This window comes from Streptomyces sp. BPTC-684 (genome assembly GCF_030028635.1).
Lineage (GTDB): Bacteria > Actinomycetota > Actinomycetes > Streptomycetales > Streptomycetaceae > Streptomyces > Streptomyces noboritoensis.
The window spans coordinates 6,268,831-6,285,245 of record NZ_CP124863.1 but is presented as its reverse complement, the minus strand read 5'-3'; the positions used below and the strand labels follow the sequence as shown (position 1 = coordinate 6,285,245).

The 16,415-nt window shown below is 74.2% G+C and carries 16 protein-coding genes; 6 read left to right on the top strand and 10 right to left on the bottom strand.

The window, feature by feature from the left end; translation table 11 throughout:
* The first annotated feature begins 2 nt into the window (after nt 1-2).
* Nucleotides 3-242: a phosphopantetheine-binding protein gene (locus QIY60_RS28010; protein ID WP_283144950.1), complete on the top strand. Its 240-nt coding sequence runs from the start codon at nt 3-5 to the stop codon at nt 240-242.
* Nucleotides 239-1,042: a thioesterase domain-containing protein gene (locus tag QIY60_RS28005; protein WP_283144949.1), complete on the top strand. Its 804-nt coding sequence runs from the start codon at nt 239-241 to the stop codon at nt 1,040-1,042. Before QIY60_RS28010 ends, QIY60_RS28005 begins: the two co-directional genes overlap by 4 nt.
* Before the next feature lie 9 nt (nt 1,043-1,051).
* Here the strand turns inward: QIY60_RS28005 and QIY60_RS28000 are convergent, their stop codons facing one another.
* From QIY60_RS28000 to QIY60_RS27985, 4 genes are read right to left on the bottom strand one after another with little or no spacing between them, the layout of a single operon-like run.
* On the bottom strand, nt 1,052-1,903 hold the full coding sequence (locus QIY60_RS28000; RefSeq protein ID WP_283144948.1) for an MBL fold metallo-hydrolase: 852 nt from the start codon (nt 1,901-1,903) through the stop codon (nt 1,052-1,054).
* Between the two features lie 52 nt (nt 1,904-1,955).
* The gene (locus tag QIY60_RS27995) at nt 1,956-3,893 is read right to left on the bottom strand and encodes an AMP-binding protein (RefSeq protein WP_283144947.1); all 1,938 of its coding nucleotides are present in this window, start codon (nt 3,891-3,893) and stop codon (nt 1,956-1,958) included.
* Nucleotides 3,893-5,065, bottom strand: coding sequence for a thiolase family protein (locus QIY60_RS27990; protein ID WP_283144946.1), 1,173 nt, complete (start codon nt 5,063-5,065; stop codon nt 3,893-3,895). The genes QIY60_RS27995 and QIY60_RS27990 overlap by 1 nt, the downstream gene beginning before the upstream one ends.
* The gene (locus tag QIY60_RS27985) at nt 5,065-6,261 is read right to left on the bottom strand and encodes a prolyl oligopeptidase family serine peptidase (RefSeq protein ID WP_283144945.1); all 1,197 of its coding nucleotides are present in this window, start codon (nt 6,259-6,261) and stop codon (nt 5,065-5,067) included. The genes QIY60_RS27990 and QIY60_RS27985 overlap by 1 nt, the downstream gene beginning before the upstream one ends.
* Before the next feature lie 117 nt (nt 6,262-6,378).
* On the opposite strand from QIY60_RS27985, the gene QIY60_RS27980 reads away from it, so the two are divergent.
* Nucleotides 6,379-6,996 carry a TetR/AcrR family transcriptional regulator gene (locus QIY60_RS27980; protein ID WP_283144944.1) on the top strand — a complete coding sequence of 206 codons (618 nt, stop codon included), beginning with the start codon at nt 6,379-6,381 and terminating at the stop codon, nt 6,994-6,996.
* A 16-nt stretch (nt 6,997-7,012) separates the two neighbouring features.
* Here the strand turns inward: QIY60_RS27980 and QIY60_RS27975 are convergent, their stop codons facing one another.
* The 5 genes from QIY60_RS27975 to QIY60_RS27955 form a co-directional block, all read right to left on the bottom strand.
* On the bottom strand, nt 7,013-10,210 hold the full coding sequence (locus QIY60_RS27975) for an amidohydrolase family protein (protein ID WP_283144943.1): 3,198 nt from the start codon (nt 10,208-10,210) through the stop codon (nt 7,013-7,015).
* A 79-nt stretch (nt 10,211-10,289) separates the two neighbouring features.
* Nucleotides 10,290-10,661, bottom strand: a complete 372-nt coding sequence (locus tag QIY60_RS27970; RefSeq protein ID WP_283144942.1) for a toxin Doc — start codon at nt 10,659-10,661, stop codon at nt 10,290-10,292.
* A 2-nt stretch (nt 10,662-10,663) separates the two neighbouring features.
* Nucleotides 10,664-10,912 carry a ribbon-helix-helix protein, CopG family gene (locus QIY60_RS27965; protein ID WP_190089128.1) on the bottom strand — a complete coding sequence of 83 codons (249 nt, stop codon included), beginning with the start codon at nt 10,910-10,912 and terminating at the stop codon, nt 10,664-10,666.
* Between the two features lie 73 nt (nt 10,913-10,985).
* Nucleotides 10,986-11,765, bottom strand: a complete 780-nt coding sequence (locus QIY60_RS27960; RefSeq protein ID WP_283144941.1) for a class I SAM-dependent methyltransferase — start codon at nt 11,763-11,765, stop codon at nt 10,986-10,988.
* Between the two features lie 57 nt (nt 11,766-11,822).
* Nucleotides 11,823-12,983, bottom strand: coding sequence for a serine hydrolase domain-containing protein (locus QIY60_RS27955; protein ID WP_283144940.1), 1,161 nt, complete (start codon nt 12,981-12,983; stop codon nt 11,823-11,825).
* Nucleotides 12,984-13,251: 268 nt separating this feature from the next.
* On the opposite strand from QIY60_RS27955, the gene QIY60_RS27950 reads away from it, so the two are divergent.
* Both QIY60_RS27950 and QIY60_RS27945 read left to right on the top strand, forming a co-directional pair.
* Complete coding sequence (locus QIY60_RS27950; protein ID WP_283144939.1) at nt 13,252-14,055, top strand: alpha/beta fold hydrolase; 804 nt, start codon at nt 13,252-13,254, stop codon at nt 14,053-14,055.
* A gap of 79 nt (nt 14,056-14,134) precedes the next feature.
* Nucleotides 14,135-14,413, top strand: coding sequence for a hypothetical protein (locus QIY60_RS27945; RefSeq protein WP_283144938.1), 279 nt, complete (start codon nt 14,135-14,137; stop codon nt 14,411-14,413).
* A 101-nt stretch (nt 14,414-14,514) separates the two neighbouring features.
* Here the strand turns inward: QIY60_RS27945 and QIY60_RS27940 are convergent, their stop codons facing one another.
* Nucleotides 14,515-15,279 (bottom strand): helix-turn-helix domain-containing protein, encoded by a 765-nt coding sequence (locus QIY60_RS27940; protein WP_283144937.1) that lies wholly within the window; start codon nt 15,277-15,279, stop codon nt 14,515-14,517.
* Nucleotides 15,280-15,786: 507 nt separating this feature from the next.
* On the opposite strand from QIY60_RS27940, the gene QIY60_RS27935 reads away from it, so the two are divergent.
* Entirely contained in the window at nt 15,787-16,410 is a 624-nt protein-coding gene (locus tag QIY60_RS27935; protein WP_283144936.1) for a histidine phosphatase family protein, read from the top strand.
* Nucleotides 16,411-16,415: the final 5 nt, after the last annotated feature.

Below are 16,415 nucleotides of genomic sequence, written 5' to 3'. Positions count from 1 at the left end.
CCATGACCGCCACCGCCATCGCCGACGCCGCCGAGTTCTGCGCGCTCCTGGAGGACGAACTCGGCATCCGCCTCGCCCCCGAGGACCTCGACCGCCCCCTCGACGAAGTGGCCGAGTGGGACTCGGTCCATCTGCTGCGCCTGGTCACCGTGGTGGAGAACGTCACCGGCCGCCGCGTCCCGGTGGCCGACCTCCTGGAGGCCGCGACCTTCCAGCAGATGTACGAGGTGGTGCGCGCGTGAGCGGCCCCGCCACCGCCGCACCGACGGGCTGCCTCGTCCGGGCGCCGCGCGAGGACGCGGCGCTGCGGCTGTTCTGCTTCCACCACGCGGGCGGCGGGGCCTCGTTCTACGCCCCGTGGCCCGCGCGGGTGGCGCCCGGGGTCGACGTCCTGCCGGTGCAGTTGCCGGGCCGCGAATCGCGGTTCCGCGAGCGGCGGTTCCAGGACGCGGGGACCCTGGCCGAAGCCCTCGCCGACGAGCTCGCGCCCTGGCTGGACCGTCCGTACGCGGTGTACGGGCACAGCATGGGCGCGCTGATCGGCTTCGCGGTGGCGGCGGCCCGGATGCGGGCCGGGGGTAGGGCGCCGCTCGCGCTGTTCGTCGGCGCGTACGCGGCCCCGCACCTCACCCCGCCCCTGCCGCCCGCCGATCTGTACGACGACGCGGACCTCGCCCGCCTCCTGGTGGACATCGGCGGGCTGCACCCGCAGTTCCTGGGCCGCGACGACTGGCTGCGCGCACTGCTGCCCGTCGTCCGGGACGACCTGCGGATCTGCGCCAGCCACCGGGAGGCGGGGCTGCCGGACCCGGACGATGCCGAGCAGCGACTGCCGCTCGACATCCGGGCCTTCGCCGGCGCGGACGACGCGCTCGTGGACCCCGGCGCGGTCCACGCCTGGGAGCGGTACGCGCGCGACTTCCGGCTGACCACCGTGCCCGGGGGCCACTTCTTCCCGCGCGAGGCCCCCGAGCCGTTCTTCGAAGAGCTCAACCGCTCGCTGGCCGGGCTGCTCTCCGAGGCGCGGCGGGCCCCCGCGTGACGGGCCGCCTCAGCGCGGCCGCACCACGCGCGGCACCCCGGCCATGCGCCGCCGGGCCTCCTCCGCGTTCTTCTCGTACAGCGTGCGCTGCTCGTCCACGCCCGGCATGACCCACAGCGGGCGCGAGGAGCCGTCGGCGAAGGCGAGGCCCTCGGTGTCGGGCCGCAGCCCGGTGACGGTGAGCGCGAACGGTTCCTGGTAGTCGATGGCGCCGTCGGAGGTGAGGCGGAAGGGGCGGTCGTGGCCCGGGTAGATGACATCGGCCGCCGCGACCACCCGGTCGATGCTGCGGGCCGCGAGGTCGGCGTCCCAGAAGACCAGTGGGTTGCGGCGGGTGGTGGCCACGTACGCGAAGTGCAGGGCGTCGCCGGTGATCGCGGCCACCCCGGCGTCGGTGTCGACGAGTACGCCGATGCTGCCGGGCGAGTGCCCGGGCAGGCCGATGACGCGGACGCCGGGCAGGATCTCCTCGCCGTCCGCCACCTCCCGGATCGGCAGCTGTTCGAGCAGCAGTCCGGTCCAGGCGGGGGTCGCCCAGTCGTTGGAGTGCGGCGCGTGGGCGTAGCGCCGCTCGTCGCCGTGGAGGAGCAGTTCGGCGCGCGGGAACAGGTCGATGTTCTGTACGTGGTCCCAGTGGGCGTGGGTGAGCACCACGGTGTCGATGTCCGCCGCCGTCAGGCCGTGCGCCGCGAGCGCCGCCCACAGATGGGGGCGGCGCCCGACGTGGGCGGCGTCGACGAGGACGGTGCGCGGGCGGCCGGTGGCGTCGGCGCCCCGGACGAGGAAGACCCCGCAGAAGGCGGGGTAGCCCTGGTCGGTGTCGATGGCGAAGCCGGGCAGGAGAATGTCGATCGTCGGCATGGAACTCCCTTGTGTGGGGCCGCCGTCGGCGCCCGGGCGGCCGGTTCCGGTGTCAGCCGTCGGCCGCCTCGTGGACGGCGGCGCGCAGTGCTTCGAGGCTGTGCGGGTTGGCGAGCGTGGACAGGTCGCCGGGTACGTCCTGGGTGACGCAGTCGCGGATGAGGCGGCGCATCACCTTGCCCGTGCGGGTTCTCGGCAGTTCGGGCAGGGCGATCACGCGGCTGGGCCGGAAGGCGGGCCCCAGCGCGTCGGCCACGCGGGCGCGGATCCGGTCGGCGTCCGGTGCGGAGAGCGTCCCGTGCGCGGGCACCACGAAGCACCACAGCGCCTCGCCCTTCACCGGGTGCGGAACCCCGACCGCCGCCGCCTCGGCCACGGCGGGGTCCCCGAGCGCGGCCTCCTCGACCTCGGCGGGGCCGAGCCGTTTGCCCGCCACCTTCATCACGTCGTCGAGGCGGCCGTGCACGAACCACTCCCCGTCGGACCGGGACGCGAGGTCGCCGTGGGACCAGCGGCCGGGCCTGCGGCTGAAGTAGGTGTGGGCGAACCGCTCCGGCGAGCGCCACAGGCCCCGGGTCATGCCCGGCCAGGACTGGCGCACCACCAGCTCGCCCATCTCGCCCTCGCCGACCTCGGCGCCGTCCGCGTCCTCGATGACCGCGTCGATGCCGAGGCAGGGGCCGGTGAAGCCGCACGGCGTCTGGGGGACGGTGGGCGCGGACGCCAGGAGCGAACCGCCCACCTCCGTACCGCCGCTGATGTTGATGACGGGGCAGCGGCCGCCGCCGACCTCGTGGAAGTACCAGCGCCAGGCGTCCTCGGTCCAGGGCTCGCCGGTGGAGCCGAGGATCCGCAGCCGGGACGCGGCGGACCCGGGCCCGGCGGTGGTCATCATCGCCCGCGCGAGGCTGGGCGAGCTGCCGAAGACGCTGACCCGGTGCTCGTCCAGGAGCCGCCACAGCCGGTCGGGGCCGGGGTGGTCGACGGCGCCCTCGTACGCCAGGACGCAGGCGCCCGCGAGGGTGCAGCCGACGGCGACGAGCGCGAACATGATCCACCCGGGGTCGGTGACCCAGAACGCCACGTCGTCGGGGCGCACGTCGAGGTTGTAGCGCACCTCGGAGCCGACCTGCACGGGAAACCCGCCGTGGGTGTGGACGGCGCCCTTGGGGCGGCCGGTGGTGCCGGACGTGTACAGGAGCAGGAAGGGCGCGCTGGCGGGCAGGTGGACGGTCTCGGCGGGCTTCGCCTCGGTGAGCGCCCGCCAGGTCGTGGTGGCCGCGCCGTTCGGCGGCGCGGTGCCGGGCGGCTCGTCCGCGACGACCACGAGGTGGCGTACGTCGGGGACCTTCTCCGCCGCCGCGCGGGCGACGGGCAGCATCTCGTACCGCTTGCCGCGCCGGGTCGTCGCTTCCGCCGTCACCAGCACCCGGGCCTCGGCGTCGGCGAGCCGCACCGCCAGTGCCTCGGTGCCGAAGCCGGAGAACATCGGGACCAGCACGGCGCCGATGCGGGCGCAGGCGAAGAGCAGCACGAAGGCCTCGGGACCGGGTGGCAGATAACCCGCCACCCGGTCCCCCTCCCCCACTCCCAGGCCGCGGAGTCCCGTGGCGACCCGGGCGCTCAGTCGCGCCGTCTCGCGGTAGCCGAGCCGTCCGCGCGTGCCGTCCTCGCGCTCCCAGCGCAGGGCCGTCGCGTCCGGGCGGCCGCGGCGCGCCTGGCGCTCCAGACAGGACTCGACCAGGTTGGTCCGCCCGCCGGGGAACCAGCGCGTGGCGGCGATCCCGCCCCGCCCGTCGCGGGCGCACAGCGGCTGCTCGTGCCAGACGATGCCCATGTCGCGGGCGGCGCTGGACCAGTACCACTCGGGGTCCGCGATGGAGCGGCGCTGCAGCTCGCGGTAGCCGTCGAGGCCGTGGGCCCGGCAGAACCGGGCGACGTTGCTGTGCTCGGTCAGCTCCCGGCCGGGATACCAGGCGTACTCGCCCATCAGCGCGCCTCCGGGTTCTCGATGAGCGCGGCGATGCCCTGGCCGCCGCCGATGCACAGCGCGACGACCGCGAACCGCCCGCCGGTGCGCCGCAGTTCGTGGGCGGCCTTGAGCAGCAGGATCGTGCCCGTCGCGCCGATCGGGTGGCCGAGGGCGATCGCCCCGCCGTTCGGGTTGACCCGGTCGGGGTCCAGCTTGAGGTCGTCGAGTACGGCGAGGACCTGTGCGGCGAACGCCTCGTTGAGCTCGACCACCGCGATGTCGTCGAGGTCGAGTCCGGTGCGCCGCAGCAGCTTCCTGATGGCGCCGGCGGGCGCGAAGCCCATGATCTCCGGCTCCAGGGCGGTGACCACCACATCGCGCAGCAGACACAGGGGGACGGTCCCCGGGCTCAGGTCCGTGACGCGCGTCAGCACCACGGCGGCGGCCCCGTCGTTGAGCCCGGCCGAGTTCCCGGCGGTGACCGTGCCGTCGGGGGCGAACGCGGGGTCCAGCCGGGCGAGCCGTTCCACGGTGGTTCCCGGGCGCGGGTGTTCGTCCCGCTCGACGGTGCCGTCCGGGGTGAGCACAGGAACGATCTGCTCGGCGAACCGCCCCTGCGCCAGGGCCTCGGCGGCCCGCTGCTGACTCCCGGCGGCCCAACTGTCCTGCCGTGCCCGGGAGATGGCGAACCGCGCGGCCACGGCCTCGCCCGTGAGCCCCATCGGGCCGTTCGCGAAGGGGTCGGTGACCAGCGAGAACGTACCGTCGATACGGGGCGGACCGGGGAGCTCGTCGGCGGCGCGCTCGCTGTAGTCGAGCAGCGGCTGACGGGTCATCGACTCGTTGCCGCCGGCCACCATGACCTGCGCCTCGCCGAGGGCGAGCGTCTGCGCCGCCGACCAGACGGCCTGGAGGCCGGAGCCGCACAGCCGGTTGACGTTGTACGCGCGCACGTCGACCGGCAGCCCGGCGGCCAGCGCCGCGCGCCGCGCGTTGAACGCGTCCGGCCCCACCTGGCCGACGCAGCCCAGGACGACCTCGTCGACGGCGTGCAGGTCGACACCGGACCGCAGCAGCGCCTCCTGGATCACCAGGGCGCCGAGCCGGTGCGCCGGGACCGACCGCAGCGCCCCCTTGAACCGCCCTACGGGCGTGCGCGCCCCGTGGACGACGGCGATGTCGGACAGCATCAGATCCCCCGCTCGTCGAGCCAGTCGAACACCCGCTGGTGGAAGTGGAGGGCCGCGCCCTCCTGGCAGTGCTCGCCGGAGCCGTCGGCGGCGGCGAACCGGATGAGGTCCTTCTCGGCGCGCAGCGCGGCGTGCACCCGCTGCGCCTCGCCGCGCGAGACCACGTCGTTCTCGGCGTCCAGGACCAGGGTCGGGCAGGTGATGTGCTCGGCCACGCCGTCGAGGTTGTACGGCATGCAGGCGCGCAGGGCCTCGGCCGGGGTCTTGGCCCCGAAGGCCCACATGCCGTGCCGCAGGAACCACCGCAGCTGGGTGCTGTGGGACATGGCCACCGCCAGGGCGGGCCCGGCCACCTCGTCGCGGCTCTCCGCGACCCATTCGGCCAGGTGCGGCGGGACGACCGTCAGGGGCAGCCGGTAGAAGTCGTAGATGCCGTTGTGCAGGACGCAGGCCGCGAAGCGCCGGTCGAAGGCGGCGGCCCGGGCGCCGAGGAGCCCGCCGAAGCTGGTGCCGAAGAGGACGAGCCGGCCGGCGTCGACTCCGGGCAGGGTGAGCGCGTGGTCCACCACGGGGGTGACCACCGCCTCCCAGTCCGGCCGGAAGGCCAGGCCCTGCTCGCGGCGCACCGACTGCTGGCCGGGTCCCTCGAAGGCGAGCACGTGGTAGCCGCGCCGCAGGGCGCCCGCGCCGACCATGAAGTACAGCTCCTCAAGGGTGGAGTCGTACCCGCCGTGGTGGATCAGGGTCGGCCGGGGCTCGTCCGTGGGTCCGGCGAGGAAGAGGTAGCCCGGCAGGGTCGTGCCCTCGTACGGGATGCGCTGCGGGATCACCGGAGTGTCGAACAGCGCGGCAGCCCGGGCGAACGTCTCGCGCGAGTGCAGGGCGAGGCGGTCCGACTCGCGGTCGTGGTCGCGGTCGTCGAGACGGAAGAAGTCGGCCGCGCGGTAGTAGTTGGAGGCCCGCAGCAGCGCCTCGCGCGCGCTCACCCGGTGCCCGGCGGCCAGTGCGTCGTCGCCGGTGCGGTGCAGCCGCGCGGCGGTGGCCGACCAGGCGCGGCACCAGGCGGCCTCGTTGCCGTCGGGAACGCCCTCGCAGGTGACGAGCACTTCGCCGAGATCGGCGCCCCCGCAGGCGGCGTGGCCCGCCGTGCGCAGCGCCTGGAAGGAGAACGCCTTGTCGTCGAAGAGGAACTTCACCGCGGGCCTCCCGCTGAACCCACTGAACGGAACGGCACCGTTCCGGCTCGTAGGGCGCGAACGTACACCCGCCGCATCACGGAACGCAACCGTTCCGTTCCGTGTTAATCTCCGATCATGGCCAGCCTCCGTGACAGCGAACTGCGGCGTCCGCCCGCCGGTGCTGGCGTACTGCGCGAGTCCGTGACCGAGACGATCCGCCGGGCGATGTTCGAGGAGCTGGCGGAGTCCGGGTACGCGCGGATGTCGATGGAGGCCGTGACCCGCCGCGCGGGCGTCGGCAAGGCGGCGCTCTACCGCCGCTGGCCGTCCAAGGAGGCCATGGTCGTCGAGCTGGTCTCCGAGGCGGCTGCCGCGCACATCCCCTCGACGACGGACTCGGGGTCGCTGCACGGCGACGTCGAGCGGTTCCTCCACGAGACCCTGCGGGCGCTGCGGCACCCCCTCGTGGGCCGGATCATCCCGGACCTGGTCGCGGAGTCGGCCCGCAGCGCCTCACTGCACGACGCGCTCCACCACGCCGTCCTGGGCCCGCGCCGCTCGGCGGTCGCGACCCTTCTGGAGCGCGCGACGGTACGGGGCGAGCTGCCGCCCGACATCGACACGGGCCTGGCCACCGACCTGTTCGGCGCGCCGCTGTACTTCCGTGTGCTGGCGGCGGGCGGCCCGACGGACGACGCCTATGTCAGGCGGCTGACCCACGCCATCGTCGCGGCGGTCGCCGCGAGCCGCTGACCGCCCCCGCGACCGCTCACCCGGGCAGCAGCGCGGCCTCCATGTCGCAGCACCCGCCGCGCCGCATCAGCCGCCCCACCGGGAGCCACTCGTGGTCGGCGGCCGTGTGCCGATCCGGCTGCTCGAACGCGGCCACCAACTCCTCGGTCTCGTACGGCACTCCGCCCCGGAGCACGGAGACCGTCCGCACCATCGCGGCGAAGTCCTCGAACGGGTCGCCGTCCACCACGGTCAGGTCGGCGATCTTTCCCCCCTCCACGGTGCCGAGGTGCCGCTCGACGCCGAAGAGGCGGGCCGGGAGCACGGTCGCGGTGCGCAGGGCCGCCGCCGGGGAGAGCCCGCCCCGGTGCAGCGCGCGCAGGCCCAGGTGCAGGGAGAGGCCGACGGGCACGATCGGCGCGTCCGTGCCGAGCGCGACCAGGCCGCCGGCCGCGAGGACCCTGCGGTAGACGTCGGTCTCCGTGCGCAGCGTGGCCAGTTGGGCCGCAGTCGGCGGCACACCCGCCGACTGCCGCACCAGCGCGGAGTCCCACGGCGGCATCACCGCGGTGACCCGGGGGTCCGCCGCGAGCCCGGGATCGGCCCCGATCAGCGGCACCGAGGTGAACGGCGTGGCGATGAGCGCGAAGTTGACGCCGCGCGCCGAGTAGACCTCCACCACGTCCTCGTACGCGCGTCCCGAGGTGGTGGTGGCGTGCCCGAACTCGGCGCGCTGGGTGGCCTGCAGATGGGTCGTCACATCCTGGCCCACCTGGACGCCCGGCGAGAGCAGATGGCTTCCGGTGCGCACCCCGAGGCGTTCGTGGGCGAACCGGGCCGCCTCCTCCATCACCCAACTGGGTGCCCTCACATAGGTTTTGACGAAGTCCCAGTCGAGCGCGGCGCCCCGCTCCAGCGACCGCCGCAGCCCCTCCCTGGTGCGATGGGCGCGCCCCATGCTGTACGCCACCCGGGAGCCGTCGAGCAGTTCCCCCGTGGTCAGCAGCCGGGGCCCGGCGAGCTGTCCGGCGGCCACCGCCTCGCGGATCCGGGCCTGTTCGTACGCGAACCCGCCGAGGGAGACGGCCGTGGTGATCCCGTAGGTGAGCTGGCCGACGGTCTGCCGGCCGCCGTAGGTGCTCTGCCACGGGTGGGTGTGCGTGTCCCACAGGCCGGGCACGATCGTACGCTCCGAGGCGTCGATCCGCCGCAGCGCGCCACGGCTGCGGTGCGGCTCGACTGCCGCGATGCGCCCGTCCCGTACGACGATGTCGACGTCGTCGCGGACCTGCTCGCCGGTGCCGTCCCACAGCCGTCCGGCGTGCACGACCGTGTCGGCGGGCGCGGGCCTGCGGGCTTCCAGCGGCACCCGGACGGTGCGCGCGGGGCCGCCGTCGACGCCGATGAGCCGCAGGCGCGAACCGGACAGGTACAGCAGCCTCTTCGAGTCCCCGGACCAGGACGGATGGTCGGCGGGCTCGTCGGTCAGGGTGCGCGGCGGGCCCTGCGGGGTGCCGTCGGGGGCGACGGGCAGCAGACAGAGCGCGGACTCGACGATCACCGCCATCCAGCGCCCGTCGGGCGACCACACGGGCCCGGAGTCGTACCGGTCGGAGATCGAGACGTGCGGCGCCACCGCGTGGAGGCGGGCGGTGCCGGTCTCCGTGTCGACGACCCGGATGAGGTTGTAGCCCTCCCTGAAGCGCGCGTTGAGGCGGTTGCGGTCGCAGAGCGCGATGCGGCGGCCGTCGGGCGACCAGGTGGGGCGGCCGGGCAGCCCGCCGCCGCCGAGGGGCGCCGCCAGGACGCGTTCGGTGCCGGAGGCCAGGTCGCGTACGAGGAGGCGGCCGGTCATGTCGAGGCAGGCGAGCCGCTCGCCGTCGGGCGAGAGCGCCGGGTGGACGCGCCCGCCGGTCGCGAGCGCGCTCTCCTCGCCGGTGGCCAGTTCTCGACGGTAGACGCCGAGCAGCCCGTCGCGGTCGTCGGCGTACAGCAGCGCCCGCCCGTCGCGCGTCCAGACGGGACCGAGCAGATAGCGCGTCGGCGCCGACTCGCGCAGCCGCCGGGGCGGCCGGGCGCCCGAAGTGTCCGCCAGCCACAGCGTGTTGAGGGCGGCGAACGCGATGCGGTGCCCGTCGGGCGAGAGCGCGGGCAGATGGACGCCCCGCACCGGCCGCACGCGCCCCTCGCCGAGGTCGTACTCCTTGACCCGGTAGCGCGGCCGCTCCACGGGCAGCACGCCCTCGAAGGGGATCGTCTCCGCCTCCCTTGGTCTCTCCGGCCGTACGAGCGTGAAGTGTCCGTCGACGGTCAGCAGCAGTTCCCCGGCCGCCGTCCAGCGCGGGGGCACCGGCGCGATGTCACCGGCGACGGCGACCGGCTTGCCGTCGACGACGAGCACGCAGGAGCCGTTGGGCGCGGCGGTGGTGCGCAGATGGGCGAGCCGACGCCCGTCGGGCGCGAGCGCGGGGCACATGACCTGCGCGGCTTCGCTCTCCGTGTATACGACGCCGACCGGCCCGGCCCCCTCGGCCGCGACGGCGGCGACGGTCCGCGCCTCCACGCCGAGCCCCGTGGGAGTGGTGACGACCTTCGCGCGGACGAACAGGATCCGCGCCCCGTCCGGCGACCAGGTGGGGTCGAAGTCCTCCCAGGCCCCGTCCTGGAGCGGCCCTTCCTGGCCGGGCAGCCCGGTGAGCCGGGTGAGCCGCCCGGTCCGCAGGTCCAGCACATGGACGCGGTACGAGCTGCCCGCCACCGGGTCGCCCGCGCGCTCGGACGCGAACGCGATCCGCGTCCCGTCGGGCGACCAGGCCGGTCCCCGGTCGTCCCAGGGGCCATCAGTGCGCCGCCGCACGTCCGAGCCGTCCGGCCGCATGGTCCACACGTGATAGCCGCCGCCCTCATAGGCGCAGAAGGCGACGAGCGACCCGTCCGGAGCGTGCACGGGCCGACCGGGTTCAAGGCCCGCCGGGGTGAGCGGCACGGCTCTGCCCCCGTGCCGGGGCAGCGACCACAGCACGCTCTGGACCTCGGCGACCACCGTGTCCCCGGCGGGCGCCAGGCTCGCGGAGCCGTTGGTGGCCGCGCTGAACGACAGCGAGAGCCCACCGCGCTGCCGGGCCGCCGCCGGAACCGTCCCGACGGCGGTGACGGCCCCGGCCGCACCGGCGGCGGCGAGCAGTTGACGACGGGAGAGGGAGCTCGCGGCGACGCCGCTCGGGTCACGGTCCATGCCCCCACACGCTGGCGCACCACGCACCACGCGGGCAACCGCGCCATTCAGGCCAAACGGGTCGGGCCGAGGCGCGAGGTCAGATGCGCCAGGACCGTATCCGGTCGGCCGCGTCGTACGCGTCGGTGTGGCCCGCGTCTATGTCGCGGGCGAGGTCGATGAGGGCGCCGTACGGGGCGTCCAGGCCCTCGCCCGCCGCGTTCATGTACGCGACCACCACCGCCGCGCCGAAGAGTGCGTTGCGGGCGGGCAGGGGGCGCAGCCGGATGATCGCGTGCATCAGTGCGCCCGCCCGCCAGGAGTTGTCGACGGTCGCCTCGACCCGGGGGGTGTTGACGCGGTGGCGGCCGACGGCGGCCACCAGGCTGGAGAAGTCGTGGACCGCGGGCTGCTTGGGCAGCACTTCCGTCTGGCGTTCGAGCAGCCAGCGGATGTCGATGTGGAACTCCACCGTCAGGCGGCCCGCCCCGAGGAGTCCCGCTGGTCGGGGGCGTCGTCGGGGAACGCCGCGTCGAAGGCGTCGCCCTGTTCGGCGATGAAGGAGCGGAAGACCTCCGCCGCGCCCTCCAGCCGTGGATCGCGCACCGCCTCGTACGCGGCCTGCGTGATGAGCGCCGTCACCGTCGACCCCTCGGCCGCCGCGCGCTCCTTGAGCAGCGCGTGCAGCTGGTCGTCGACCCGGATCGTCACCGACTTGGACATGCTTCGACCGTACAGCAGGCCGTACAGCGCGGGACCGCTTCCGCCGAAACGGCCCCGCGGCCGCCGTCTCGGGTCACTCGGGCACCGAGCGGACCACGACCAACGAGCCCTCGTAGGAGGGCTGCTCGCGCAGCGCGCCGAAGCGCGCGTCCCACGCACCGCTCTCCAGGTCGCGCCGCAGGTCGCGGGCGAACCGCTCGCGCACCGCCTCGTCCACGAAGCTCCAGGCCGAGCACGCCTGCCGGGCTCCGGGGTCGAGCAGCATCTCCGGGCGCGCGTAGTACGCCTCGTTGAAGCCGTCGGTGCAGTCCACCGGGATCGGCACCGGCCGCACGGTCACGCGGCCGCCCAGCGCGTCCGCGAGGTCGGCGATCGCCGGATAGCGGCGGGCCTCGGTGTCCAGGACCTCGGGCGCGTAAGCGTACAGCCAGAAGTCGCGCACCAGATCGGGGTCGCAGGTCAGCACGACGACCGGCCCGCGCGCCACCCGCCGCATCTCCCGCAGCCCCGCTTCGACGTCGCTCCACTGGTGCACGCTGAACGTGGTCATCGCCGCGTCGAAGGCGTCGTCGTCGAAAGGCAGGTGCTCGGCCACCGCGTCGATCGCGGGCGGCAGCCGGTCGGGCCGCTGGGCGCGCATCGACGCGGACGGCTCGACCGGGGTCACCTCTCGCGCGGTGGACTCGTACGAACCCGCCCCGGCGCCCACGTTCACCACCGTGCGCGCGTCCCCCAGCGCCTGGGAGACGAACTCCTCGATACGGGGCTCGGGGCGCCGGTAATCGGCGTAACCGACGCCTATCGTGCCGTAGTCCGCGTCTCCCGCGCTGCCGTCGGCTCTGCGTTCGTTCATGATCCGAACCTAGTGGGTGACGGCGGACGCGCCCAGCGGTCAAGTCCTGTACGGGGGTCAGGCGTTCGCCGCGTACCGCCAGAAGTCCTGCATCGCGGCGGGCGGCGGAGTGGGCCCGGTCAGCTCCAGCTGCGTGAGCAGGATCGTGACCGCGCCGGTGGACGGCACGATGTGCGCCGCCGTTCCGGTGCCGCCCAGCCAGCCGAACCGGCCCGGCACGTTCCACGGCTCGGCCGCCTCGACGTCGACCGAGCCGCCGAAGCCCCAGCCCTGCCCCTCCAGGAACAGCCTGCTCGCCTCGCGCTGGGCCGGGGTGAGGTGGTCGGTCGTCATCTGCCGTACGGAGTCGGGCGACAGGACGCGCCGGCCGTCGAGCGTGCCCCCGGCGAGCAGCATCCGGGCGAAGGCGTACAGATCGTCGACGGTCGAGACGAGCCCGCCCGCCCCGGACGGGAACGCGGGCGCGGTGCTCCACTGCCCGTCCTGCGCGTCGACCAGCTCCAGGCCGCCGGAGTCCGGGGCCCCGGCCCGGTAGTAGCCGGTGAAGCGGCCGAGGTCGGCGGCCGGGACCGCGAACCCGGTGTCGGCCATGCCCAGCGGCTCGAAGATCCGCTCGGCCAGGAACTCGGGCAGCGGCCGCCCGCCGGCCCGGGCGATCAGTACGCCCTGGATGTCCGAGCACGCGTTGTACAGCCAGGCCTCGCCCGGCTGGTACAGCAGCGGGATCCGGGCGAGCGCCGCCGTCCACGCGTCCGGCGCGGCGACGGACTGCGGCTGCGGCGGGCCCTGGAGCAGTTCGGTGAAGAGCGGCGCGACGGCCGGGAGCGAGAAGTCGGCCGGGAAGCCGTATCCGGCACGGGAGGTGAGCAGATCGGACACGGTGATGGGACGGGCGGCCGGGACCACGTCGTCGACGGGGCTCTCGGGCGTACGGACCACGCTCGGCGAGGCCAGCTCCGGCAGCCACTGCGCCACCGGCGCGTCCAGCGCGATCCGGCCGTCCTCGACCAGCGTCATCACCGCCGCCGCGACGATCGGCTTGGTCAGCGACGCGATCCGGAAGATCGAGTCCCGGGCCATGGGCGTGCCGCCCTCCACGTCGGTGTGTCCGACGGCCTCCACCTCCACCCGGTCGCCCCGGGCCACCAGGCCCACGGCGCCCGGCGCACAGGCGTCGCCGCCCACGTGCTTCTTGAGGATGTCGTGCAGATCGCTCATCGGTCCACCTTCGGAAGTCGGTACTCGAAGCCGGAAGGAAGACCGGCGGCAGCACGCGAACTCATCGGTCCCGCAGTACCGCACCCCTTCAGGGGCGCGGGGCTGTGACATTTGCGGCTCCGCCGCGTGGGCGCGACCATCCCCCAAGCTCTCAACTTCGTTCGAGCAGGGGGGACCCCCATCGCACGGTCCGCAGCCAAAGCGTCACGCACCTCCAGCGGAGCGCCTCGTACCGATGAGTCGCGCGCTCCCCCGCCGTCTATCCGTCATGGACCACACGAACACGGCCTGGTCGCCGGACGGAACGCCCATCGCCTACGAGCGCGCCGGGGAGGGGCCACCGGTGATCCTCGTCGGCGGCGCCTTCTGCACCCGGGAGACGCACCAGGAGCTCGCAGGTCTTCTCGCCCCCCGCTTCACGGTGTTCAACTACGACCGCCGGGGCCGTGGCGCCAGCGGGGACACGCTCCCGTACGCGGTCGGCCGCGAGGTCGAGGACCTGGCCGCGGTCGTCGCGGCGGCGGGCGGCAGCGCCATGCTGTACGGGCTCTCCTCGGGCGGCGCGCTTGCGCTGGAGGCCGCGGCGAGCGGGCTGCCGGTGACGGCGGTCGCCGTGTACGAGCCGCCCTACGCCCTGGAGGCCGAGCGCCGGGCGGGGAACGTCCGGTACGGCGAGCGGCTCGCCGCGCTCCTGGCCGCCGAACGGCGGGCGGACGCGGTGGAGTTGTTCCTGGCCAGGATCGGCGTGCCCCCGCCGGTGATCGAGCAGTTCCGGCTCGCCCCCATGTGGCCGGGCATGGAAGCGCTGGCCCACACCCTCGCGTACGAGCACGCCGTGCTCGGTGACGCCGCGCTTCCCGTGGAGCGTCTGGCCTCGGTCACCGTCCCGGTGCTCGCGCTCTGCGGCGGGGCGAGCCCGGAGTGGATGCGCGCCCCGGCCGCCGCGATCGCCGGGGCCGTGCCGGACGGTCGCGCGCTCTCCCTCCCCGGCCAGACGCACGAGTTCTCGGCGCGGGCGCTGGCCCCGGTCCTGGCGGAGTTCTTCGGAGGCGGTCCGCGCATTCTGCCCTGAATTCCTCGCCCACCCTTCCCACCTGCGCAGACGGCTAAGATCACGAGGATTTTTCACAAACGGGGAAGGAATGCGACCTGTGCGCGTTTGGGGCAAGGGCATCGCGCTGGCGACCGCGGGGGCGGCGCTCGCGGTGATGCTGGCGGGGCGCGGAAGCGGCGAGTCCGAGCACGAGGGTCCGGAAAGCGGCACGGGCGCGCCCGACCCGGACCGGGCCGACGGCGAGAGAACGGCCTCCGGCACGCGGGAGGAAGGCCGGGGTGCGAAGGGGCCGGGACTTGTCGTCGACGAGTACGCGGACTTCGGCGCGGTCCCGGCGATCACACCGCCTCCGGCGAACACCGTGGCCACCTGGTAGGAGTTCGTCGACTGCCTGGCGCAGCTACGGGAGCACGTGAGGGGTGCCGCCGGGTCCGGCAGCACCCCTCTGTCGTCGCGTCGGGGACGTGGTCAGCGGTTTCAGCGGTTGAAGACGCTGGTGCGGCTCCCTTCGACGGCCGCCGTGCCGTCCAGCGGGGTCTGGTTCGCGAGTCCGCACAGCTGCGCGGGGGTCAGGCCCGCCAGCGCCTTGAAGTCGCGGTTCAGATGCGCCTGGTCGTAATAGCCGCACGCCGCCGCGAGTTCGGCGAGCGACCCGTGCGAGCCGTACGGCAGCGTCAGCGCGCGCTGGAACCGCAGGATCCGGGCCACGGACTGCAACGGCAGACCGATCTGCTCCCGGAAGAGCACCTGCAGCCGTCGGCTGCCCCGGCCGGTGGCTCCGGCCAGTTCACCCAGTGTCATCCCGCCGTGGCGCGCGTTCAGCCTGCTCCAGGCCTCGGTCACCACGGGGGACGGCACGGGGCCGTCGGCCAGCAGGCTCGCCAGGACGTCGTCGAGGACCGCCCAGCGCGCCTCCCAGTCGGGTGCCTCGGCGAGCCGTTCGGTCAGCCGCTCCGTCCACCTCTTGCCCAGCAACTCGTCCGGGTGCACGGTCTCGTTCGCCAGGTGGTGCATGGATATGCCCAGGCACATATAGGCGCCGAGCGGGGTGAAATCCACTTCGACGGCCTGTCCGGACCCCCGGTAGCCGCCCAGGACGGGTGACGTCCGCAGACCTCCGACCAGCGAGTACCACGTCCCGCCCGCCGACCCGCTCTCGCCGGGGCCGAACAGGTGCAGCGGGTCGCCCCAGCCGACGATCAGCGTCACCGTGGCGGCCGGGAGGGTCAGCCTGGCGGGCATCCCTCCCGGTGTGCGCCGCCCCCGGTACTTGACCACCTGACCCCGCAACCAGTCAGGTGCCGCTCGTTCCACACTCTCCCCTCGGTCTTCGGTAATCAAGGATGCTTTGGCCTCCACCTGCAACCCTCTCCTCACCATGCGCGTGTTCCGCCGACCGGAATCCGGCAAGGCAGTGCGCCTTCTTACAAGACCAGCGGTCGGCCTCGGAGGCAGTCTGTGACGGCAGAGGTGGTGAAGGCCAGGAACGGACGAACCCCTGGCCGAATATCGGCCATCGCCCGGTGACGGGCGCATATGCCCCTGGTCTTCGGCCAGTCGAGCGGTGGTACGACAGGTCCGGCGAGGCCGACGCGGGTCGGTCCGCTTTCCTGTTGTCACCCGCCCACGGGGGTGGCGGGTGACAACAGGAAAGCGGACCGGGCCACCGGAACCGGAACCGCACGCCGGGGCCCCGGCGTCCCTCCGGGCATCCGCATGATCACCCTCTGCCCCACGGGAGGACCCTCCATGGCCGGAACCGCTGCCCGCTACCTCTACCTCGCGCGCCACGGCGAGGCCCTGCCCGACGAGAGCGGACTGACGGAGAACGGGCGCCGCCAGGCCGTCCTGCTCGGCCGACGGCTCCGGGACAGCCCGCTCTCGGCGGTGCTGCACAGTCCGCTCGCGCGCGCGGCGGAGACCGCGCGTCTGATCCACGGCGAGCTCGACGGCGTCCCCATGGAGCCGTCGGACCTGGCCGGGGACTACATCCCGTACGTGCCCCGCAAGGAGGAGCTGCCGCCCGAGTACGCCGACGCACTGCTCGACCGGCTCGCGCAGTTCCCGGCCGAGATGAGCGAGCAGGGGCGGAAGCTGGCACCCGCCGCGCTGGAGCGGTTCGCCCGGCCCGTGGACGGCGACGAGCCGCGCCACGAGCTGGTCGTCACCCACAACTTCCTCATCGGCTGGCTCGTCCGGGCCGCGCTCGACGGCCCGAAGTGGCGCTGGCAGGGGCTCAACCACGCCAACGCGGCCCTGACCGTGATCCGGTACGCGCCCGACCGCCCCGCCTCCGTCGTCTTCTTCAACGACATGGGGCATCTGCCCGCGGAACTGCGCTGGACCGGTTTCCCACCGGAGTTCCGCGTCTGAGCGGT